This window comes from Leucobacter tardus, from assembly GCF_017583045.1.
GTDB classification, from domain to species: domain Bacteria; phylum Actinomycetota; class Actinomycetes; order Actinomycetales; family Microbacteriaceae; genus Leucobacter; species Leucobacter tardus.
The window spans coordinates 970,531-990,762 of record NZ_JAGFBF010000005.1 but is presented as its reverse complement, the minus strand read 5'-3'; the positions used below and the strand labels follow the sequence as shown (position 1 = coordinate 990,762).

General features: G+C 69.6%; 27 protein-coding genes. 16 read left to right on the top strand and 11 right to left on the bottom strand.

Going from position 1 to position 20,232, the window contains the following annotated elements; genetic code table 11:
* Window positions 1–24: 24 nt before the first annotated feature.
* Both J4H85_RS11670 and J4H85_RS11665 read right to left on the bottom strand, forming a co-directional pair.
* Complete coding sequence (locus tag J4H85_RS11670) at window positions 25–957, bottom strand: aldo/keto reductase (protein WP_208239812.1); 933 nt, start codon at window positions 955–957, stop codon at window positions 25–27.
* A gap of 68 nt (window positions 958–1,025) precedes the next feature.
* A complete protein-coding gene (locus J4H85_RS11665) occupies window positions 1,026–2,066 on the bottom strand; it encodes a zinc-dependent alcohol dehydrogenase family protein (RefSeq protein WP_208239810.1) in 1,041 nt (346 codons plus the stop codon).
* 180 nt (window positions 2,067–2,246) lie between these two features.
* On the opposite strand from J4H85_RS11665, the gene J4H85_RS11660 reads away from it, so the two are divergent.
* The gene (locus tag J4H85_RS11660) at window positions 2,247–2,786 is read left to right on the top strand and encodes a DUF488 domain-containing protein (RefSeq protein WP_208239808.1); all 540 of its coding nucleotides are present in this window, start codon (window positions 2,247–2,249) and stop codon (window positions 2,784–2,786) included.
* A 10-nt stretch (window positions 2,787–2,796) separates the two neighbouring features.
* On the opposite strand, the gene J4H85_RS11655 is transcribed toward J4H85_RS11660, so the two are convergent.
* Entirely contained in the window at window positions 2,797–3,375 is a 579-nt protein-coding gene (locus tag J4H85_RS11655; RefSeq protein WP_208239806.1) for a hypothetical protein, read from the bottom strand.
* A gap of 108 nt (window positions 3,376–3,483) precedes the next feature.
* Here J4H85_RS11655 and J4H85_RS11650 point away from each other — a divergent pair, with 108 nt between their 5' ends.
* On the top strand, window positions 3,484–4,725 hold the full coding sequence (locus J4H85_RS11650; RefSeq protein WP_208239804.1) for a sensor histidine kinase: 1,242 nt from the start codon (window positions 3,484–3,486) through the stop codon (window positions 4,723–4,725).
* Window positions 4,722–5,402 (top strand): response regulator, encoded by a 681-nt coding sequence (locus tag J4H85_RS14295; RefSeq protein WP_307863641.1) that lies wholly within the window; start codon window positions 4,722–4,724, stop codon window positions 5,400–5,402. The genes J4H85_RS11650 and J4H85_RS14295 overlap by 4 nt, the downstream gene beginning before the upstream one ends.
* Before the next feature lie 2 nt (window positions 5,403–5,404).
* On the opposite strand, the gene J4H85_RS11640 is transcribed toward J4H85_RS14295, so the two are convergent.
* A complete protein-coding gene (locus tag J4H85_RS11640; protein WP_208239802.1) occupies window positions 5,405–6,172 on the bottom strand; it encodes an SDR family oxidoreductase in 768 nt (255 codons plus the stop codon).
* 95 nt (window positions 6,173–6,267) lie between these two features.
* Between J4H85_RS11640 and J4H85_RS11635 the strand changes: the two genes are divergently transcribed.
* A complete protein-coding gene (locus J4H85_RS11635; RefSeq protein WP_208239800.1) occupies window positions 6,268–6,900 on the top strand; it encodes a TetR/AcrR family transcriptional regulator in 633 nt (210 codons plus the stop codon).
* On the opposite strand, the gene J4H85_RS11630 is transcribed toward J4H85_RS11635, so the two are convergent.
* Both J4H85_RS11630 and J4H85_RS11625 read right to left on the bottom strand, forming a co-directional pair.
* The gene (locus tag J4H85_RS11630) at window positions 6,862–7,854 is read right to left on the bottom strand and encodes an SRPBCC family protein (protein ID WP_208239798.1); all 993 of its coding nucleotides are present in this window, start codon (window positions 7,852–7,854) and stop codon (window positions 6,862–6,864) included. The genes J4H85_RS11635 and J4H85_RS11630 overlap by 39 nt on opposite strands.
* A complete protein-coding gene (locus J4H85_RS11625) occupies window positions 7,851–8,096 on the bottom strand; it encodes a helix-turn-helix domain-containing protein (protein WP_208239796.1) in 246 nt (81 codons plus the stop codon). Before J4H85_RS11625 ends, J4H85_RS11630 begins: the two co-directional genes overlap by 4 nt.
* 120 nt (window positions 8,097–8,216) lie before the next feature.
* Between J4H85_RS11625 and J4H85_RS11620 the strand changes: the two genes are divergently transcribed.
* From J4H85_RS11620 to J4H85_RS11610, 3 genes are read left to right on the top strand one after another with little or no spacing between them, the layout of a single operon-like run.
* On the top strand, window positions 8,217–8,435 hold the full coding sequence (locus J4H85_RS11620) for a hypervirulence associated TUDOR domain-containing protein (RefSeq protein ID WP_208239794.1): 219 nt from the start codon (window positions 8,217–8,219) through the stop codon (window positions 8,433–8,435).
* Window positions 8,436–8,454: 19 nt separating this feature from the next.
* Window positions 8,455–9,000, top strand: a complete 546-nt coding sequence (locus tag J4H85_RS11615) for a DUF2867 domain-containing protein (protein ID WP_208239792.1) — start codon at window positions 8,455–8,457, stop codon at window positions 8,998–9,000.
* Window positions 8,997–9,491 carry a 2'-5' RNA ligase family protein gene (locus tag J4H85_RS11610; RefSeq protein ID WP_307863640.1) on the top strand — a complete coding sequence of 165 codons (495 nt, stop codon included), beginning with the start codon at window positions 8,997–8,999 and terminating at the stop codon, window positions 9,489–9,491. Before J4H85_RS11615 ends, J4H85_RS11610 begins: the two co-directional genes overlap by 4 nt.
* Here J4H85_RS11610 and J4H85_RS11605 read toward each other — a convergent pair.
* The 3 genes from J4H85_RS11605 to J4H85_RS11595 are packed head-to-tail and all read right to left on the bottom strand — an operon-like array spanning window position 9,478 to window position 11,740.
* Entirely contained in the window at window positions 9,478–10,017 is a 540-nt protein-coding gene (locus tag J4H85_RS11605; protein WP_307863639.1) for a GNAT family N-acetyltransferase, read from the bottom strand. The two genes, J4H85_RS11610 and J4H85_RS11605, sit on opposite strands and share 14 nt — an antisense overlap.
* A gap of 29 nt (window positions 10,018–10,046) precedes the next feature.
* On the bottom strand, window positions 10,047–11,090 hold the full coding sequence (locus tag J4H85_RS11600; RefSeq protein WP_208239787.1) for a CobW C-terminal domain-containing protein: 1,044 nt from the start codon (window positions 11,088–11,090) through the stop codon (window positions 10,047–10,049).
* Window positions 11,087–11,740, bottom strand: a complete 654-nt coding sequence (locus J4H85_RS11595) for a metal ABC transporter ATP-binding protein (protein WP_208239785.1) — start codon at window positions 11,738–11,740, stop codon at window positions 11,087–11,089. Before J4H85_RS11595 ends, J4H85_RS11600 begins: the two co-directional genes overlap by 4 nt.
* 55 nt (window positions 11,741–11,795) lie before the next feature.
* On the opposite strand from J4H85_RS11595, the gene aztB reads away from it, so the two are divergent.
* The 4 genes from aztB to aztD are packed head-to-tail and all read left to right on the top strand — an operon-like array spanning window position 11,796 to window position 16,041.
* Window positions 11,796–12,710 (top strand): zinc ABC transporter permease AztB, encoded by a 915-nt coding sequence (gene aztB, locus J4H85_RS11590; protein ID WP_208239783.1) that lies wholly within the window; start codon window positions 11,796–11,798, stop codon window positions 12,708–12,710.
* Window positions 12,707–13,912 carry an ABC transporter gene (locus J4H85_RS11585; RefSeq protein ID WP_208239781.1) on the top strand — a complete coding sequence of 402 codons (1,206 nt, stop codon included), beginning with the start codon at window positions 12,707–12,709 and terminating at the stop codon, window positions 13,910–13,912. The genes aztB and J4H85_RS11585 overlap by 4 nt, the downstream gene beginning before the upstream one ends.
* Window positions 13,909–14,823, top strand: coding sequence for a zinc ABC transporter substrate-binding protein AztC (gene aztC, locus J4H85_RS11580; RefSeq protein WP_208239779.1), 915 nt, complete (start codon window positions 13,909–13,911; stop codon window positions 14,821–14,823). Before J4H85_RS11585 ends, aztC begins: the two co-directional genes overlap by 4 nt.
* 21 nt (window positions 14,824–14,844) lie before the next feature.
* A complete protein-coding gene (gene aztD, locus J4H85_RS11575) occupies window positions 14,845–16,041 on the top strand; it encodes a zinc metallochaperone AztD (RefSeq protein ID WP_208239777.1) in 1,197 nt (398 codons plus the stop codon).
* A 63-nt stretch (window positions 16,042–16,104) separates the two neighbouring features.
* Here aztD and J4H85_RS14290 read toward each other — a convergent pair whose 3' ends face one another.
* Complete coding sequence (locus tag J4H85_RS14290) at window positions 16,105–16,446, bottom strand: hypothetical protein (RefSeq protein ID WP_208240513.1); 342 nt, start codon at window positions 16,444–16,446, stop codon at window positions 16,105–16,107.
* Between J4H85_RS14290 and J4H85_RS11565 the strand changes: the two genes are divergently transcribed.
* A complete protein-coding gene (locus J4H85_RS11565) occupies window positions 16,364–16,909 on the top strand; it encodes a helix-turn-helix domain-containing protein (RefSeq protein WP_307863638.1) in 546 nt (181 codons plus the stop codon). The genes J4H85_RS14290 and J4H85_RS11565 overlap by 83 nt on opposite strands.
* Here the strand turns inward: J4H85_RS11565 and J4H85_RS11560 are convergent.
* Complete coding sequence (locus J4H85_RS11560; RefSeq protein WP_208239775.1) at window positions 16,883–17,632, bottom strand: SAM-dependent methyltransferase; 750 nt, start codon at window positions 17,630–17,632, stop codon at window positions 16,883–16,885. The genes J4H85_RS11565 and J4H85_RS11560 overlap by 27 nt on opposite strands.
* Window positions 17,633–17,725: 93 nt before the next feature.
* On the opposite strand from J4H85_RS11560, the gene J4H85_RS11555 reads away from it, so the two are divergent.
* From J4H85_RS11555 to J4H85_RS11540, 4 genes are all read left to right on the top strand, one after another.
* Window positions 17,726–18,067 carry an ArsR/SmtB family transcription factor gene (locus J4H85_RS11555; protein WP_208239773.1) on the top strand — a complete coding sequence of 114 codons (342 nt, stop codon included), beginning with the start codon at window positions 17,726–17,728 and terminating at the stop codon, window positions 18,065–18,067.
* A complete protein-coding gene (locus J4H85_RS11550; RefSeq protein ID WP_208239771.1) occupies window positions 18,064–18,222 on the top strand; it encodes a zinc transporter permease in 159 nt (52 codons plus the stop codon). The genes J4H85_RS11555 and J4H85_RS11550 overlap by 4 nt, the downstream gene beginning before the upstream one ends.
* Window positions 18,223–18,324: 102 nt before the next feature.
* On the top strand, window positions 18,325–19,545 hold the full coding sequence (locus tag J4H85_RS11545) for an MFS transporter (protein WP_208239769.1): 1,221 nt from the start codon (window positions 18,325–18,327) through the stop codon (window positions 19,543–19,545).
* A complete protein-coding gene (locus J4H85_RS11540) occupies window positions 19,545–20,231 on the top strand; it encodes a MerR family transcriptional regulator (RefSeq protein WP_208239767.1) in 687 nt (228 codons plus the stop codon). The genes J4H85_RS11545 and J4H85_RS11540 overlap by 1 nt, the downstream gene beginning before the upstream one ends.
* Window position 20,232: the final 1 nt, after the last annotated feature.

The window sequence follows — 20,232 nt, the reverse complement described above, 5'->3', positions numbered from 1 at the left end:
TGTGCTCCGTCATCAGTGCGCCGCTCAGGGCACGGTGTACCCCGCGGCACGCACCAGCTCGTACCACTCGGCGCGGGTGAGCGGGAGTTCCGATCCGAGGGCCGCGGCCGTGACCCGTGACGGAGTGGTGGTGCCGAGCACGACCTGCATCCGGGCCGGATGACGGGTGATCCACGCGACGGCGATGGCCTCCGCCGGCACGCCGTACTCATCGGCCAGGCGATCGATCACCGCGTTGAGTTCGGGATAACGTTCGGAGCCGATGAACGGTCCGTCGAAGAACTTGGACTGGAACGGCGACCAGGCCTGGATGGTGATGTCGTTCAGACGGCAGTAGTCCACGATCCCGTCGTCGCGCACCGTCGCCTGGTCGAGGCCCTCCATGTTCGCGACGAGACCCTGGGCGATCATGGGGGCGTGCGTGATCGACAGTTGCAGCTGGTTCGCGATGAGCGGCTGGGTGACGCTCGTTCGGAGCAGATCGATCTGCCGGGGCGTGTGGTTCGACACCCCGAACGTGCGCACCTTGCCCGCGGCGGCGAGCTCATCGAAGGCGCGTGCGACCTCGTCGGGTTCGACGAGCGCGTCGGGGCGGTGCAGCAGGAGGGTATCGAGATAGTCGGTGCCGAGCGCCTCGAGTGTGCCGTGCACCGACTCCATGATGTGCGCATACGAGAAGTCGAAGTACGGGCCGTCGGTGACGATGCCGGTCTTCGACTGGATGACCCACTGCTCCCGCTCGGAGGAGGTGAGGCGCAGCGCCTCGCCGAAGCGGCGCTCGCATCCGTGCACGCGCGAACCGTAGATATCGGCGTGGTCGATGACGGTGATTCCGGCATCGCGGGCGGTGCCGACGAGCGTGCGGATCTCGTCGTCCGAGGACTCTTGGATGCGCATCAGCCCGAGGACGACATTCGAGGCGCTGCGTTCGATACCGGGAAGGCTGAGCGTTCGCATGCGCCCCACTCTAGTTGCGGGCGGCGCCGGGGGCGACGGACGCCCCCGCCCGTCGCCCCGCACCGCGATTACGGACGCACAAGCACCTTCAGGCTGCGGCGCTCGTCCATGTCGCGGTAGCCCGCGGGTACGCCATCGAGGTCGGTGCTCGCATCGAAGACCTTGCCGGGCTCAATCGTGCCGTCGAGGATGTCGGGCATCAGCTCCTCGATGTACGCGCGGACCGGGGCCGGGCCGCCCGCGAGACGGATGTTGTGGCGGAACAGGCTGCGGAATCCCACCGGCGCCTCCTCGTACTGCGGCACGCCGACGCGGCTGATGACACCGCCGGGGCGCACGACGCCGATGGCCTGCTCATAGGCGGGCATGTGTCCGACCGCTTCGAGGACGGCGTGGGTGCCGTGCCCACCCGTGAGTTCGCGGACGCGGGCGATGCCCTCCTCGCCGCGGTCGGCGACGACGTCGGTGGCACCGAACTCGCGACCGAGGTCGGTGCGGTCCTGATGGCGGCCCATGAGGATGATCTGCTCGGCACCGAGTCGCTGAGCGGACAGGACGGCCATGAGGCCGACCGCTCCGTCGCCGATCACGGTGACCTTCTGGCCCGGCTGCACGCCCGCCATCTTCGCGGCGTGATACCCCGTGCCGAACACATCCGCGAGGGTCAGGAGCGATGGCACGAGCGCCGAGTCCGGCGCGACGGGCAGCTTCACGAGCGTGCCGTCGGCGAGCGGAACGCGAACGGCCTCGGCCTGCCCGCCCTCCTCGAGACCGTCCCAGAACGCGGCGTGCGCGTGGACGCACGAGGTCTGCAGGTTCTCACGGCAGAACTCACAGACGTTGTCCGAGATCGCGAATGGCGAGACCACCAGGTCGCCCTTCGCGAGCGTCGTCACCTCTGAGCCGGTTTCTTCGACGACCCCGATGAGCTCGTGCCCCATCCGGGCCGGGCCCTTGTCGGCGGTCATCTGGTGGTAGGGGTGCAGGTCGGAACCGCAGATGCAGGACGCGGTAATGCGCACCAGCGCGTCCGTGGGGTGCTCGATCCGGGAGTCCGGTACCTCCACGATCCGAACGTCGCCTGCCTGGTACATGAGTGTTGCGCGCATGGAAGTCTCCTTCGTCGATGTGTGCGGTTCAGCAGCGCCGAGGCGCGGTCACCGCGTGGGCGATCGTATCGGTCGTGCCTGGACCGAAAACGAGCGGCGGTCGGTGCGCATCGTCGGTGCCCGCTGCGCCGGACCAGGCATCCAGTGCTCCGTTCTCCGGCCGCGTGCTTCAATGGAGGCATGACGGTCGCGGTCACTGGTCTCTCGACGGTCGGGCACTCGAACCGATCGATCAAGGAGTTCGTCTCACTGCTGGAAGCGCACGCGATCGGGCACGTCGTCGACGTGCGCAAACTCGCCGGGTCGCGGCGCTACCCGCAGTTCAACGCGGATGCGCTCGCGGAGTCGCTCGCGGACCGGAGCATCGCGTTCAGCCGCAGCGAGGGGCTCACCGGCCGCCGGCCCGTGAGCCGGGAGGTGCCATTCGAGGTGAACGGTTGGTGGGAGAACCGCAGCTTCCACAATTACGCCGACCATGCACTCTCCACTGAGTTCGGCACCGCGCTCGGTGAACTGCGTGCCCTCGGCGAGTCCGTGCATGCAGCGGTGATGTGTTCGGAAGCCGTGTGGTGGCGGTGCCATCGCCGGATCATCGCCGACCACCTGATCGCGGGCGGAGCCACCGTCGAGCACGTCATGGGCCCCGGACCGGCGGCGACCGCGACGCTGTCGAGGGGAGCAGTGCTCGATCAGGAACGAGGGGTGGTCTACCCGGCGTAACCGGTCGGCCTCACGAGGTCGTCTCGCGCGAATCGGCCTTCGCCGCGGGGGAGCCCGCGTGCTTCACCGTGAGCCACACCGGCCAGCCGAGCAGCCAGACGCCGGTGACGATCCAGACGCGTGCGATCCAACCGAGGAGCTCCGCGGTGCGGTCCGGATCCCCGACGATGAGCGTGATGCCGCCCAGCACGACCGAGGCGATGATGGCGCAGAGCAGCATGCGCGCCCACTGCTGCCACTCGTACCGCACCTGCGCCGCACCCGACTTCGGGGGACGCCACGGCTCTGGGCCGTCGGCGAACCGGTGGGCGAACCAGGCGTCCACGCGTGTCACGATCTGGTGGCCGAAGGCGATCGTGAAGCCGAGGTAGACCGCGCCGAGCCCGTGACTGAAATCGGCGACGGCGCGGTTCGCCAAGAGGTCCCAGGCGATGAGAGTGAGCAGCGCGACATCGAGGATCGGGACGCAGAGCAGCAGCACGGTCGAGGTGCGGCGCATGCGGAGCAGGTACCGGGTCGCGAGACCGAGACCGAGCACGACCCAGAAGCCGATCTCGCAGGCGATGATGCCGATGACGATGAGGTGCATACGCCGAGCCTGTCGCGTCGAGAGTGGTGATCGCATCGTGCGGGAGGCCGGACTGCCTCATTCGATCGGAGGAGGCGACGGGGTGTCGCATGGGGCAGGATGGGATTCATGACGGGGCGTCGCTGGGAGCAGCTGAACGCGCAGCCCCGCACGCGGGACGCCCTGGTCGCGGCGACGCATCTGCTGATCGGGTTGGCGCTGCTGCAGTTCGGGGCGATCCGACTCTGGTCGCAGGTCGCCGTCTTCGACACGTCGGGTCTCGCGTTCCTGCTGACGCTGCTCGGCATGGTCGCGATCTCGACGCAGCGCTCCACCCGCCCCTTCACCGCGCTCGGTATCGGCGCCCCGATCGTGGTGCTCGACACCCTGTTCGGTGGCAGCCTCGGCGTGACGCTCGTGTGCTTCGACCTGGTCTACTGCGCCGTCAAGTACGGCAGCGACCGCGGCGTGCGCATCGCCATGTGGATCGCGGCCGGCCTCGCCGCCGCCACCGGCATCGGTCTGCTGCTGCGCCCGTGGGGGTCCGCCGTGCCACTGCTGGCGGTGCAGTGGGCGCTCATCCTGGCGGTCGCCGGAATGTGGGGGTGGAACGTGCGCACTGAGCGGCTGCGCACCCGGGCACTGCTCGCGGCGCAGCACGCGAGCGATACCCGGGAGCTGCGACAGCGGATCGCCCACGACCTGCACGATCTCGTCTCGAACCAGATCGCGGTGGCGGGTCTGCACGTCGAGGCCGCGCGCATGCGGTTGGTACACGACGACGAGGGCGCGCCCGAGGCGAAGACGAGCCTCGACCGCGCCAGTGAGGGCACCGAGGCCGCCCACCGTCAGCTGCGGCGCCTCATCACGGTGCTCACCACCGTCGATGACCTGGCGGACGGGACGGCTGTCGATCCCGCAACGGCGATCCCCGAGCTCGAGTCGCTGCCGCCGGGGGATCGGAACCTCGTCTGGGGCGACGCGGCTCGCGAGGCACTCGCGGGTGCCCTCGCCATCCCGCCGCAAGAGCGGTCCGCTGTGGTGCTGCGCGTGCTGCGCGAGCTCCTCGCGAACGCCGTGAAGCACGGGCGAGGCGACATCGTCGTCGATGCGGAGCACACGGACGCACGCTTCGTCGCGACCATCGTCAACGACGCGACGCAGTCCCGCGTGCAGACGCCGGATCGCGGTATCGGTGTCACCGGTGCGGCACTGCTGCTCACCAGCATCGGCGGGCGGCTCGAGTCGGGTCCAGACGCGGTGGGGGGGCAGTGGCGCGCGACGATGACGGTGCCGGTCGGGGACGGCGCCGCGGGTCTCGATGCCGACGCGGAGCCGCGTGCTGCGCCACGGACCGGGAGCTCACGGTGAGCGGGCCGAGTGAACAGCGCGTGCGCGTCGTGATCGCCGATGACCACGAGGCGGTGCGCAGCGGGGTCGCCGCGATCCTCGCCACCGATCCGGCGATCGAGATCGTGGGAGAGGCCGAGAACGGGTTCGATGCCCTCGCGCTCTGCGTGCGCGAGACGCCCGACGTCATCCTGCTCGACCTCCGCATGCCGGGGACGGACGGCATCTGGGCGACCGAGCGGATCACCGCGGAGACCGACACCCGGGTGCTCGTGCTCACCACCTACGACTCCGACGACCTCATCGCGCAGGCGCTCGCCGCCGGGGCGAGCGGATACCTGCTGAAGAGCACGCGAGGGCCCGACCTCGTGCGGGCGGTGCATCACGTGGCCGAACGCCGCCACGTGATCGACCCTGCGGTCACCGGAGGCATTATCGCGAGGCTGAATGCATCGTCTGGGGTGGAAGCGCCGGTCGCCTCCCCGGCACTCGATCGCTGCCGGCTCACCGGCCGCGAAGCGCAAGTGCTCGACCTGCTCGCCGCAGGCCTCTCGAATCAGGCGATCGCGGATCACCTGCACATCGGATTAACGACCGTGAAGACGCATGTCGGAGCCCTGTACGCGAAGACCGGAACCGGGTCACGCGTCGAGCTCGCGCGGCTCGGTTCCGAACGGGGTGGGCGCCGGGACGCGTGAGCTCAGGCGGCGCCGCCGTTCGCGTAGAGGACCTGACCATTGACCCACCGGCCCGGCCCGGCGAGAAACGCGGTCACCTCCGCGATGTCCTCCGGCGTGCCGAGGCGCTGCATGGGGTTCAGTGACGCGATGTGCTCGACCGCCTCCGTCGACTTCCCGTCGAAGAAGAGCGGCGTCGCTGTGGGTCCCGGGGCGACGGCATTGACGGTCACGTCGCGGCCGCGGAGCTCGCGGGCGAGGATGAGCGTCAGGGATTCGACGGCGCCCTTGGACGCCGCGTAGGCGCCGTACCCCGGCATCTGCAAGCGGGTGACGGAGGTCGAGAAGTTGATGATCGCACGGCCCGGGCGGAGTTCGCGCGCGGCGAGTTGATCGATGATGAACGTCCCGCGCACGTTCACCCGCTGGACGCGGTCGAAGGTCTCGAGATCCATCTCGGCGATCGGCGCCAGAGGCATGATCCCCGCGGTGTGCACGACGACATCGAGGCCGCCGAACCGTGCAGCGGCCTCGGCGAAGAGGTCGGCCATCGCGTTCTCGTCGGCGATATCACCGCCGAGGGCGATCGCGGACCCGCCACGGTGCGTGATCTCGGCGACGACATCGGCCGCTCGATCGCGGTTGCCGCTGAAGTGCGCCACGACGGTCATACCGTCGTCGGCCAGGCGCGTGGCGACGGCGCGACCGATGCCGCCGGAGGCGCCGGTGACGATCGCGACGCGAGGAGTCCGGGACGACGTGTCTGGGGAAGAGGGCTGCTGAGTGGTCACGGTGACCTCCGGTTTTTATGAACAAAATGTTCACATAGAGCAACGCGATATGGTCGAGGTGTCCATAAAATTGCGTCGCAGAGGGAGGAGGGGGAATGACGGAGAACACCACGCGTCGTGGACGGCGGCCCGCGGCCCAGGTGCGCGCCGAGGTGGTGGCCGCCACCGCCGAGCTGCTGCGAGAGGACGGGGTGAGCGCGGTCACGTTCGACCGGGTCGCCACACGGTCGGGAGCGAGCAAGACCACGCTCTACAAGTGGTGGGCATCACCGGGGGAGCTCGCCGCGGAGGCGTACTTCGTGACGAGCAAGCCGGCTCTGAAATTCCCGGACAGCGGTGACATCGCGCGCGATGTCGGCGCGCAACTGCGCGCCTTCGTGCGCTTGCTCACGACCACGCACCACGGGCGGGTCATCGCCGAACTCATCGGGGCCGCTCAGTTCGATCCGTCGCTCGCTGCGGCGGTGTCCGAGAAGTACACGCTGCCGCGCCGCACATTGGCGATGGAGTACTTCGCGCGGGCACGGGAACGCGGGCAACTCCGTGACGATGTGGATCTCGCGCTGCTCGTCGATCAGCTGTGGGGTGCGTGCTACAACCGACTGCTCGTCCCCGATGCGCCGCTGGACGAGCGCTTCGCGGACGCGCTCGTCGTCAACGTGCTGCACGGGGCTGCCGCGCCCGCTGGATCAGCGGAAGACGCGGCTGATCCCGCCACCGATCTGTGAGGCCTGCAGCCACAGGGCGAGTCGGGTGAGCGGTCGCATGCACCACCCCACGAGGGGGAGAGGCCGCCTCGCGGGATGGCGATCCCAGGCCATCGAGATCGTCACCTGAGTGCCGTGCGCGGCCGGGGCGAGTGCGAGATCGACGACCCGTGCGTTGGCTCGTTCGCGGTCGGGGAACGTGGTGCGCCACGCGACCCGAGTCTCGGGCTCGAGGGCGTCGAGCTGCACGAAGCGACGCCGCAGCTCGCGAGCTATTTGCAGCGGGCGACCGTCGGCGTGGTGGGTCTGCGCGTGCGCGACCCACGCATCGCCGGTCTGCGGGGGTTCCGAAAGCTCTGCATCCACTCTGCCGATGCTCTGATCCCACTCCGGAATGCGCCGAGGGTCGGAGAGGAGCGCCCACACCTCGTCGAGCGACGCGGGCACGAAGGCCTCCGATCGTCGTGAGAGGGGACGGCGCGGACGGTCCGCGGTCGGGGGTGAGGGAATGCGGTCTGCGTCGTCCAGTCGCTCGAGCAGCTCTTCGGGCAAGGTGTCCATGCGGCGCAGGAGGTCGCCGATGAGCCCACTCGGCTCTGCCACGAGTTCGCGCAGCACCGCGATCGCATCGCCGCGCCGACCACGACCGGCGGCCCGCTGGATGATCGCGAGCGCTCGGTCGCTCCACTCGTATCCACCTGTTTCGTGGAAGACGATCGGTCCGTCGGCTGAGGGGTGTGCTGTCACCCCGAGCGAGGCGAGCTGTTCCTCGTGCTGCTGTGCGATGGCGTGCCGCGTCATCTCGATGGTGACGCCGAAGCTGCGCAGGACTTGGCCCCCCGGCTGATCGGTGAGGGTGAGCGCGAGAAGCAGGTGCTCGATATCCGCTGTACGATGCCCGGTCCGCGATGCCTCCTCCATCGCCGCGAGCGAGAGCTGATGCGAGGTGTCGGCGACGTCGCTGAATTTGCTCACTGGTGCCTCCGGGGAATCGGGATGGTCTGGTCGACACGTTTCGCGTGCTTCTTGTGCGCGGCCTGTCTCGAGACGCCGAGAGCGTCGGCGATCTGCTGCCAGCTCATGCCGGCGCGGAGCGCGGCCTCGACCTGCCGGAGTTCGAGGGCATCGGTGAGCGCACGCAGCGAGGACACCGCGCGCAGTCCGGCGCGCGGATCACTCGTGTCCGCGGCGACGGCGGCGATCTGTGTGGACTGCATAGTGTCAACTTACGTTGCTCGGAGAGTAGTGTCAACCTGGGTTGCGCGTCGGTGGCTGCAGGCGCGAGTACCGCCGTCCAGGGGTTGCGTCGCCACGTGCCGACCGGGTCCAATGGGGGCATGAGCGCAGATCTGACGCAGGGCGACCGGGTGAGCTGGAACACGTCGCAGGGGAGGACCCAGGGCAAGGTCGTCGAGAAGAAGACGAAAGACTTCACGCACGACGGACAGAAGTTCACTGCATCGACTGATGAGCCGTCGTACATTGTCGAGTCGGAGAAGACCGGGTCGCGCGCGGCGCATCACGGGTCCGCACTGCGCAAACTGAAGTCCGACTGAACGCGTCGGGCGCGTGCGGATGGGCGGCGGCGAACGCGCCTCCCGAGGCGCGGGAGCCGGAAGGATCCTCGCCGATGAGTACTCGCTCCTGACGCCGGCGCGGCCGGAGGCCGTGTGGCGTTCGATCGAGACCATGGGTGGTCGAAACCCGTGGTACTCGCTCCGGGTGCTCTGGCTGTTTCGCGGCGCGGTCGACCGGGTGGTTGGAGGCGTCGGCCTCAGGCGAGGCAGACCGGTGCGAGCAAGATTGCAGGCCGGTGATGCGGTCGACTGCTGGCGGGTCGAACACGTCGAGGAGGGCAGGCGCCTGCTGCTCCGCGCCGAGATGCGGTTTCCGGGCGTCGCGAGGCTCGAGCTCGTCAGCGAACCGCAGCGGGATGCCGACGAGAGGATCATCGGCACACGATACGGGCAGCGGATCCGGTTCCAGCCGCACGGTGTGCTCGGCGTGCTCTACTGGACCGCGGTGCTGCCGGTCCACGGCTGGGTGTTTCGCGACGTTGCGCGCACGCTGGTGCGACGCGCCGAGCGACTCGACGACGCTCGCGACGGGGGTGCGGCGTGATCAGTGTCGAGCTCCTGCTCGATGACGACACGGAACGTCGGGTTCACGATGAGTGGCGACGACTTGCGGACGCCGGTCTGTCCAGTCAGGGAGCGAATCGATCTCCGAGCAATCGCCCCCACGTCACGCTGCTCGTCCGATCGCAGGTCGGGCCGGTGTCGTTCACGGAAGCAGTCCAGCTCCTGCCGATCCCGCTCGAGTTGGGGGAGCCCATCGTCTTCCGGCACGGCGAACGGGGCGTGCTCGCCAGACCCGTGCGTGTCACGGAGGCGCTCCGCGATCTGCACGCGGCCGTGCACCGAGCGGCGGGTCCGGGTGACGACGCCCCGTTCACGGCCGCAGGGGAGTGGACGCCGCACGTCACGCTCGCTCGACGCCTGAGACTCGACGCCCTGGATGACGCGTTGACGCTCGTCGGCCGCGCGTGTTCGGGTGCCGGGGTCGCGTTGCGCCGGTGGGACTCGGAGACGCGGACCGTCACTCCGTTGTGAGATCGGTGGCGAGCATGCCGAAGACCAGGGTGTCGGTCCATTCCCCTTTGCTCCACCAGTCCTGCCGGAAATGGGCCTCGGACCGCATACCGACGCGAGCGGCGAGCTGCGCCGACGCCGTGTTCCGTGCATCCATCTGTGCGGTCACCCGGTGCACCTGCGCCGTATCGAACGCGAAGCGCAGCACGGCGGAGACGGCTTCGGAGGCGAGCCCGCGACCACCGTGAGCGGGGTCGAGTACCCAGCCGATCTCGGCGACTCTGCGCTCGCGGTCGGTGAACCAGAGCTGCACGTCGCCGACCACGGTGCGCTGGTGCTCGATGACGAGCGCGAGCGCACCGGTGCTGCCGTCGAGATCGGTCTTCATCCGCCGCTCGCGCACGTGGCGTTCGGCATCATCGGCGTTCCACGGTTCGTCGAGGAGAAAACGGGAGACGTCGGGACGTGCGTAGATGCGCTCGAGGGAAGAGGCGTCGGTGGCTTCGTACAGGCGCAAGTCCAGCCGGTCGGTGGAGAGCAGAGTCACCCCTCCACGGTAGCGGAGCGCGGCGGCGGTCACCGGGGTCGTGCGGCGGGCTTCCATGCGGGGAACGGATCCGCGTACGCGGCCCACGCGAGCGGTCCGTCCGTTAGTTCGGCGTCGGTGAGTGCGGCCTCATCGAGGGCGATGCGCAGTGCATCGGCACGCAGGTCGATGCCGAAGAACGCGAGATCCTGACCGGTCGCCGCCAGCCGGACCGCCGTCTCGGGGGCGTGAGGCGTGGCCGTCGGCTCGATCGAGCACACCTGACCGACGTGGTCCCATCGGGCGAGCACCGAGGCGCGCGTCGCGATGCGGCAGAACCCGGCGGAGCGGATCACGGTGCCGAACTCGCGCGGATCGAGACGGTCATCGAGGAGCGAGCGCAGCCGGGTCGGGTGGAACGGCCGTAACTGCGCGTAGTGGAGCGCGCCGATGCGGCGGTCGGTGTGCGGCGGTCGATGCCGGCCTTGGAGGAGAGCGGCCCAACCCGCGGTGATGCGCGCCGGGTCGACGTCGCGGGGTACGCCGGACGGTTCGCGCAGCGGGTCGGCATCGAGCATCACCTCAGCCGTGGGATTGAGGTGACTGACGAGCGCCACGAGCGACGTCAGGTTCGGCGTCGCGAGCCCCTGCCAATTCACGAGCACCACGGTGGATGCCCCCTCGAGTTGACGAGCGGTGAACAGTGCGACTGCGGTGTGTTCGCGCGACATGCTGCCGGGCGGGTCATCTGACGGCACGAGCTTGGTGACCGCGTACGTGTCGCTGCGCAGGTCGTCGATGAGGTGCATGGCGTCGGCGACGCAGATGATCGAGGAGACTCCGCACGCGCTCGAAGGGTGCGCAGCCGTGGTGACGAAATCGTCGAGCGGTGCGGTGGTCGGCAGCTCGACGATCGCACCCGAGCTCTGCGCCCAGGGGAGGAGGCTGACCGCGGTGCCGATCGGGTCGGTGGTCGTCGCGAGGCGCCGGGACGGGAAGAGCGCGCGACGGGTTGCCGCGGCGAGGCGCACGGCGTAGTCGGTGCGCTCGTGGGCGCAGGTGCCCACGACCACGGTGACGTCGACGCCGCTCATCGCAGATCGGCGACGGCTCGCGCTGCCGCCACGCGTCCGTGCTCGAGTCGGATCACGCGATCGGCCGCGCCGATCGCGTCGTCGTCGTGGGTGACGCAGACGACGGTCGCGCCGCGCGCGGCCTCCTCGCGCAGGATCTCCTGCGTGCGCGCGACGCTCGCGGTGTCGAGGCCGGCCGAAGGTTCGTCGAGCAGCAGGATGTCGGGGTCCCGGGCGATGCCCTGAGCGACGAAGATGCGCTGACGCTGTCCGCCCGAGAGTGTGGTGAGCGGTCGGTCGGCGAGTGCATCCATCCCCACTCGCCGCAGCGCGCGCTCGACCGCGGCGGACCGGTCCGTGCTCGACATGCGTCGCCCGCGCTTCCACGTGCCCATCGCGACGGTGTCACGGCCCGTCACGGGGAGCGTCTGCGGAACGTCGGGCCGCTGGAGGACGAGCGAGACGTCGCCTCGTCGCGTGATCGCCCCGTTCTGCGGCGCGCGCACGTCGGCGATGAGCTCGAGGAGCGTGGACTTGCCCGACCCGTTCGCGCCCGCGATGGCGGTGACGGCACCCGGGAAGAGGTCGAACGAGAGCCCGCGGAGCACGGGAGTCGCGGTGTAGGCGAAGTGCACGTCGCGTACCGCGATCGAGGGGGACGGATCGGTCATACCGGTGACTATAGCATTTGATAATCATTCTCAAAAAGGTGTAGGTTCTCTGGTTGTGCACGCTCTTCTCGATCCCTTCACCACCGAGTTCTTCTCCCGAGCCCTGCTCGGGGGCGGCATCGTCGCCGTCATCTGCGGCGTCGTCGGCACGTGGGTCGTGATCCGCGGGATGGCGTTCCTCGGAGAGGCCATCGGTCACGGCATGCTGCCCGGCGTCGCGCTCGCGACGATCCTCGGACTGCCGCTCCTGCTGGGAGCGGCCGTGAGCGCGATCGTCATGAGCGGAGCCATCGGCGCGCTGCAGCGTCGAGGCCGCCTCTCGTACGACACGAGCATCGGCCTGCTCTTCGTGGCGATGCTCTCGCTCGGGGTGATCATCGTGTCGCACTCGCGCAGCTTCGCGACCGATGCGACGGCGCTGCTTTTCGGCGACATCCTGGCGATCGGCAGCGCGGATATCGCCGTGCTCGGCGTCGCGCTCGCGGTCACCGTCGCCGTGACCATCGGCATGCACCGCGCATTCGTCGCCACCGCCTTCGACCGACGGCTCGCCCAGGTGCTCGGACTCCGCCCCCAGCTCGCGCACATCGCGCTCGTCGGACTCGTCACGCTCGCAGTCGTCGCCTCGTTCCAGGCGGTCGGCACCCTGCTCGTGGTCGGCCTGCTCATCGCGCCGGCGGTCGCCGCCCGCGCGTGGACCACGCGGATCCCGACGACCATGGTCGCCGCAGCCTGCATCGGCGTGCTCGCGGTCGCCGCGGGACTCCTGCTCTCCTGGCACGCCGGCACCGCCGCCGGGGCCTCGATCGCGGGGTCGGCGATCCTGCTCGCCGCGCTGTCCTCAGGCACGCGCGCACTGCTCGAGCGCGCCACGCGCCTCCGCAGCGGCGCCGACACGCCCACCACGACTGCCGCGGGCGTCACGCCCGCGCTCGCCGACCCCACGCAGATCCCGGAAAGGACCTCATGAAACTGTCGAGATCGCTCATCGCGCTCCCGTTGGCCGTCACCTGCATCGCTCTGGCAGGGTGTGCGACGTCTGCAGAACCGCAGGAGGACGCCGGTACTGCGTCCGGCGATGGTCACGGAGAGGTCGCCGGCGCGGCCGAAGTGGCGGAACCACCGCTCGGCCTCGTGACCGTCGACGCGGCGGGCGACGTCGGCTTCCTCGACCTGCTGAACGAGGAGCAGACTGCGCTCGGATCCATCGGCGAACCCAGCGCGCTCGCGACCGACGGCCGGTACGCCTTCGCGTCGACACCCGCCGGCCTGGAAGTCGTCGACTCCGGTCACTGGACCTGGGACCACGTCGACCATTTCCACTACTACCGAGCCGACCCGCGCCTCGTCGGCACCGTGCCGGGTGAGGGTCCTGTCACGATTTCGACCGGCATGCTCTCGACCGCCGGCTCCACCGGCGTCTTCTTCTCCGGATCGGGCGAAGCGGTGCTGCTCGATAACGCTGCGCTCGCCGACGGCACGCCGGACGAGCGATTCCGGATCGACGTCGGCTCGGACGGCGGTGTGGTGGCACCGCTCGGCGACGGTGCGCTCGTCGCCGACGGCGACACGCTCGTCTTCCACGACGCGTCTGGCGCGGCCACGGAGTCGTCGATCACCTGCGCCGACCCGTCCGGTTCCATCACGACCCGCGTCGCGCTCGCGGTCGGATGCGCGGACGGGGCGGTGCTCGCCACCGCGTCGGACGACGCAGTGGAACTCGAGCACGTACCGTTCCCCGACGGTGTCGACGCCGGTGCCGTCACCGCGTTCGACGCGCGCAAAGGCCGGCCGACCGTGGCCGCGCTGGCGGCGGACCACGGATTCTGGTTGCTGAGCACGCGGGATCGGGCGTGGACCCACGTCGATACCGATCTTCCGCTCGAACGAGCGGTCGCGGCGGACGACGCCGAGCATCACGTCGTCGCGCTCGACGCCGACGGACGGGTGCATGTGCTCGACGCGGAGACCGGTGACGAGCTCGCCGCGACCGAGTCCCTCGTCGACGAGGTCTCCGCGGGGGTCTCGCTCACCGTCGACGATCAGCGCGCCTATCTCAACGATCCGCAGACCGGGCTGGTGCACGAGATCGACTACGCGGGGGACGCGCGCGTGGCCCGCACACTCGAACCCGAGGTGTCCGCCGATTTCGTCGCGGAGGTCGGACGATGACGCGGGTGCGCGGCGGCGGGGTTGCGATCGCGCTGCTCGCAGCCGCGGCGCTCACCGGGTGCAGCGGTTCCGGAAGCGAAGCGCCGCAGATCGTCGTGACGACGAACATCCTCGGCGATGTCGTCGGCGAGATCGCGGGAGAGGAGGCGGAGGTCACGACGCTCATGAAACCCAACGCCGACCCGCACTCGTTCGAGATCTCCGCGCAACAAGCGGCGCTCATGGAGTCGGCCGACCTCGTCGTATCGAACGGACTGGGGCTCGAAGAGGGGCTGCAGCAGCATCTCGACCGAGCGATCGACGCCGGTGCTCCCGCCATCGCCGCGGGCGACCACATCGCGGTGCTCGACTACACCTCGGAGGACGCCGCGGGCACCCCCGACCCTCACTTCTGGACCGACCCCGCCCGCATGGTCGACGTGGTGGACGCGGTGGAGGCGGAGATCGCCGAGATTCCCGGGATCGATGCCGCGGCGGTCGCCGCCAATGCCGATACCTACCGCGCCGAGCTCGAGACGCTCGACAGCGAGATGGTCGCAGCGTTCGCCGCGATCCCCGAGGATCGGCGGGCGCTCGTCACGAATCACCACGTCTTCGGGTACCTGGCCGACCGATTCGGGTTCCGCATCGTCGGCGCCGTGGTCCCCGGCGGCACGACGCTGGCAGCCCCGAGCGCGGCAGACCTGCGCGATCTCGCATCGGCCATCGAGGAGGCCGACGTGCCGACGATCTTCGCCGAATCGTCGCAACCCGACCGCCTCGTGCAGGTGCTCGCGAGCGAAGCGGGCATCGACGTGGACGTCGCCGAACTGTTCACCGAGTCCCTTACCGAGCCCGGAGAGGGAGCGGACACCTACCTGACCATGATGCGCACCAACACGGAGCGCATCGCCAACGGGCTCAACAGTTGAGCACCACCTGAAAGGAACACGATGAAATTCACGACACGAGTCACCACCGCGGGTGCGGCCATCGCCGCGACGGCGTTGCTCGCGACGGCCTGCGCCGCGGGAGGCAGCGGCACCGACGGCGGAGCCGAGGGTGACGATGCGGCGCAGGCGGACGGCCGGGTCGCCGTCGCCTACGAGGGCGGCATCGCCGTGCTCGATCCCGAAACCCTCGAGGTGATCGACGAAGTCGAGACCGAGGAATTCACGCGTCTCAACGCCTTCGGCGACGGACGCACCGTCGCGGTGACGACCTCGGCCGGCTTCCAGATGCTCGATACCGCCGAGCCGGCGCTGACGGATGTCGTCTTCGACGCGACGACCGCCGGGCACGTCGTCAGCCACCACGGCAAGACGGTGCTGTACGACGACGGCACCGGCGAGACCACGATCCTCGACACCGATGTGTTCGCGGACGGGTACGGCGAGACCCCCGAGGGCCAGACGTACACGGCCGACGCGCCGCACCACGGTGTGTCGATCGTGCTCGAGGACGGCACGTTGCTCACGACGGTCGGAGACGAGAACTCGCGCTCGGGTGCGGTCGCGCTGCACGAGCACGGCGATCACTGGGACACCGAGGCGGCGAACGACTCCTGCCCCGGCATCCACGGTGAGGGGACCGCCGCCGACGAAGCCGTGATCTTCGGCTGCGAGGACGGCGCGCTGATGTACCAGTCGGGCGAGTTCACGAAGTTCGATGCGCCCGCCGAGTACGGTCGCATGGGCAACGCGTTCGTCTCGGACACCAGCCCCATCGTCGTCGGCGACTACAAGGACGACCCCGATGCCGAGGGCTACCTGCTGAACGCCGTGACGCTCATCGACACCGCCGCGCAGACGTACGAGGTCGTCGAGCTTCCCGACGAGGTGCAGTACACCTTCCGCGATGTCGCCCGCGGTCCGGGAGACCTCGCCTACATCCTGTCCACCGACGGGCAGATTCACGTACTCGACCCCGAGACCGGTGAGCTGACCGACGCGTTCCCCGTCGTCGACGCGTGGGAGGGGCCGGCTGACTGGCAGGATGCCCATCCCGCGATCAAGGTGAACGGTGACATCGCGTACGTCACCGAGCCGGCCCAGAACACCGTGCACGCCGTCGATCTCACGAACGGCGAGGTGCTGCAGTCGGTGGAGCTCGACGGCACGCCGAACGAGCTCGCGGTCGCACTCGGCTAGTCGACGAACCGTGCGCCGAGCGCGCGGATCGGGGTGCGGTCCCGGTCCGCGCGCTCACGTGCGTCAGGGCTGCAGTGCGGCGAGGGCTTCATCGAGGCGCAGCAGATCGTGCATCGTCACGACGCCGGAGGGGGTGGCGTGCGCCGCCCGCACCGCGGTGAGGGCGGCCAGGCGGCCCGTCGCCTCGGACTGTCCGAGTCCCGCAGCGGCGAGGCGCTGACCGGTGCGGCGGTGGCGCACGACGAGGTGCCACGCCTCCGAACCGACGGCGGGGGCGAGCCGGAGGACGCCGCGGAGCGCGGGAATCAGAAGCGCCCGCGGATTGACGCTCGCCGCGCTCGCGGAGCGGTCCGGGCTCTCGCTCAGCACGCTGTCCCGGCTGGAGACCGGACTCCGCCAGCCCACACTCGACCTCCTGCTCCCCTTGGCACGGGTGTACGAACTCTCGCTCGACGACATCGTGGGTGCCCCGGAGAGCGGCGACCGTCGCATCCACCTCGAGCCGCGCGCGCTCGCCGCCGGGGGCGTCGTGGTGCCGCTGACCGACTACCCCGGCCGCGTGCAGGTCTTCAAGCACGTGCTGGGTCCGCGCGAACCGCGGCTGACGCGCCACGAGGGGCATGCGTGGATCCACGTGCTCGCCGGTACCCTCCGGTTGCTGCTCGACGACGCCGAGCACGTGCTCGCCCCCGGAGAAGTGGCGCAATTCGACGCGATGACCCCGCACTGGTTCGGGCCGGCTGACGGGCTCTCGGTCGAGATCCTGCACCTGTTCGGCCCGCGGGGCGAACGGCCGGTCACCCGGATTGCATCCGTCGAGTCCGCGGCGATGAGCCCGACACTAGCGTCTGACGCAGAGCAGGCATGACGAGTCGGGGAGGGTGCGCGCGGTGAACCCGGCTCCTGCCGCCTCGGCTCGCAGCACCTCGCGGGTGGGATGGAAGTACCGGTGCTCGACGGTGTCCTCGGTCAGCACTCGCTCGCCCTCCAGGCTCAAGTACGTCACGCGCCAGCGCATCGCCTCCCCGCCTTCGGGCCAGGCTTCGGCGATGCCCCGGTAGGTGATCGCGCCGACCGTCGCCACGGTGAACTCTTCGGGTTCGACCCGGTGCGGGGGAGCGGGGTCCGGCGCATCGAGCAGGACCGCGCAGCCGGAGGGCAGTCGGCGCGCGAGCTCGGCGAGGACGGCGGCGCGCTCGCCGGCATCGAAGTGCCCGATCATCCCGAGTGCCAATGCTCCACCGATCGTCCGGGGGAGGTCCGCGTCGAAGAAGCTCTCCGGCCGAACGGTGATGCGCGAGAACCACTCGGGGTGCGCGGCGATGCGGCCGAGGAGCAGGCTGCGCATCGCGCGGCTCGGTTCGAGCGCGACGATGTCGCCGGTGTCGCGCCGTTCGAGGAGGAACGCCGAGTTCGCGCCGGAGCCGGCACCGATGTCGAGGATCGGACCGTGCTCCCGGTGGAGGTGGGGGAGGGCGGCCTCCAGGGCGGTCTCTATGGTCGAACGGTTCGGAAGGGCGAACAGATCGTACGCGCTGGCGGTCGCCGCGTAGGCTGCCTCCGCGTCTTTCCGATAGCGACTCGTCTCCATGCTCATAATGATACCGATAATCAATACGCGTTACGGGCGCATCGTATGATTAAACGTATTGCAAAGTGACTATATATCTGGTGGAATGTACTCATGGGAACAGAGGTCGGGCTCGCGGAGACGGCCCAGCTCTTCAAGGTGCTGGGCAACGAGTCACGGCTGCTGCTGCTGCGGTTGCTCGAGCGGGAGCCGCACACGGTGGGGGCGCTCGCGGAAGCGGCTGGCTTGTCGCAGCCGCTCGTGTCGCAGCACCTGCGCACCCTCAGGCAGGCAGGACTCGTGATTGTTTCACGTCGTGGCAAGGAGGCGACGTACGCCGTTGCCGATCGCCACGTCGTGCACGTGATCTCCGACGCTCTCGCCCATGTGCTCGAGCCCGTCGCGGCGGACTCGATCGGAACCACCCGTCACCCCGAAGAAAGGACACTCGCATGAGCACCGACCAGCACGCTGTCGCCGAACACACCCACGACGATCACACCCACGGCGAGAACTGCGGCCACGAGGCCGTCTCGCACGACGATCACGTGGATTACCTGCACGACGGGCACAAGCACGCCGCGCACGAGGACCACTACGACGAGCACTAAGCCGCTCACGCGCGGCGCGGCGGGGCTCGGCGCATGACGCACCGGTCCCGCCGCGTTGCACGCGCTTGACCCCGACGCGGCGTCATGGTCTGCACTGGAACCATGTCACGCATTGTTCTTCCGTATCTGGCTTCGTTCGCCACGTCGCTTCTCGGCAACTCGGTCACCGCGATCGCGCTGCCGCTGCTCGTGCTCTTCACGACCGGGAGCCCGCTCGGTGCAGGCATCGTCGCGATCGCGGCCGCCGTTCCCGCCGCCCTCGCCGGGATCCTGATGGGCTCGCTCGTCGACCGCATCAATCGGCGCACCGCCGCCGTGCTCTCGGACGTGATCTCGGCTGCGGCACTTCTGATCCTGCCCATCGTCGATCTCACCGTCGGCCTCAGTCTCGGGTGGTTCGTCGCCGTGGCGATCCTCGGATCGTTCGGCGATGTCCCCGGCATCACGGCGCGGGAAGCCATGCTGCCGGCGATCGCCGGGTCCTCCGGTACTGATCCGGCCAGGCTCATCGGCATGCGCGAGGCGCTCTCCGGAGTGATGCTGCTCATCGGACCGGCGGTGGCCGGAGTGCTCGTGGCGTCGTTCGCACCCGTCACGGTGCTCTGGATCACCGCGGGGCTCGCGGGTCTGGCCGCGCTGCTGACCCTCGGTATCCCTGCACACGCAACCGCGCACGAGCGTGCCGATGAGGTTCCCGGTGCTGAGACCCGGCCTGCACGACCCGGCGCGCTGCTGTTCGGGCTTCGGCATCTCGCGCAGTCGCCCGTGCTGCGCTCGTTGATGCTCCTCGCCGTCGTGCTCGCGGTCGTGCTCGCCGCCACGCAGGGCATCGTGATTCCCGTCCATTTCGCCTTCCAGGGGCAGCCGGGTCTCGTCGGTTTCGTGCTCAGCTCGCTGGCCGCCGGGCTGCTGATCGGCGGCGGTGCGTTCGCGATGCTCGGGACCCGGGTGCGTCGACGCACCTGGTTCACCGCCGGCCTCGTCCTACTCGCGCTCGGGTTCATCGGGATCAGCCTGCTCGGCCCCGTCTGGACGGTCTTCGCCGCTGCGGCGCTCGCCGGCCTCGGCGGCGGGTGCCTGAACGCCGTCGTCGGACTCGCGTTCGTCGAGCACGTGGCCGAGACCGACCGCGGTCGGGTGCTCGGCGCTCAGAACGCCATCGTCACCCTGACCCCCGCCCTCGGCATCGGGGGTGCCGCGGCCATCATCGAGGCCGGAAGCACGCAGCTCGCGGCCGTTGTGCTCGCCGGACTCTGGGTCGTCGCCGCGCTGGTCGCACTCGCCGCTCCGAGTCTGCGCCGCATCAGCGAGAATGAGAACTGATGCGCATCGGAGAGATCGCGGACCTCGCCGGCGTGACCGTCCGGACGATCCGCCACTACCACCAGCTCGGGATCCTCCCCGAGCCGATGCGACGCGCGAACGGGTACCGCGAGTACACCGTGGATCAGCTCGTCACCCTGCTGCGTATCCGGCAACTCGCCCAGTCGGGTCTGTCGGTGACGCAGGCGGGTGCCGTTATCTCCTCCGCCCCAGACGCCACGCCGGATGACGTACTCGACGAGGTGGACGCGTCACTGCAGCGTCAGATCACCGAGCTGGAGGAGCAGCGTCGTCGTCTGGCGGACGCGCGCGCCGGTGAACACGTCGGACTGTCGAAGCTCGCGGCGGCGCTCGTCAGCTCCCCCGAGGACATCCCGCTCTCGACCCTGTTCGCCCACCTGTACCCGAGCGATCAACACGCTGATCGGCTCATCGAGGCGTTGGCAGACCCGGAGATGCGTCGCTCCATCGCGGACACGCAGGCGCGGTTCACGGCGATCGATGCGGCAACGACTGCGAGAGAACTCGACGAGATCGCCGCGCAGCTCGGACGGCTCGCCGCGCGGTTCGGCGGCGATGCGCCGGAGGTCAGCGCAGATCACACTCGGCTGCTGATGAGCCTCGCCGAGCGAGACCTGAACGATCGGCAGCGAGACTTCCTGCGGCGGGTCTCGCGGGAGCGGTAGC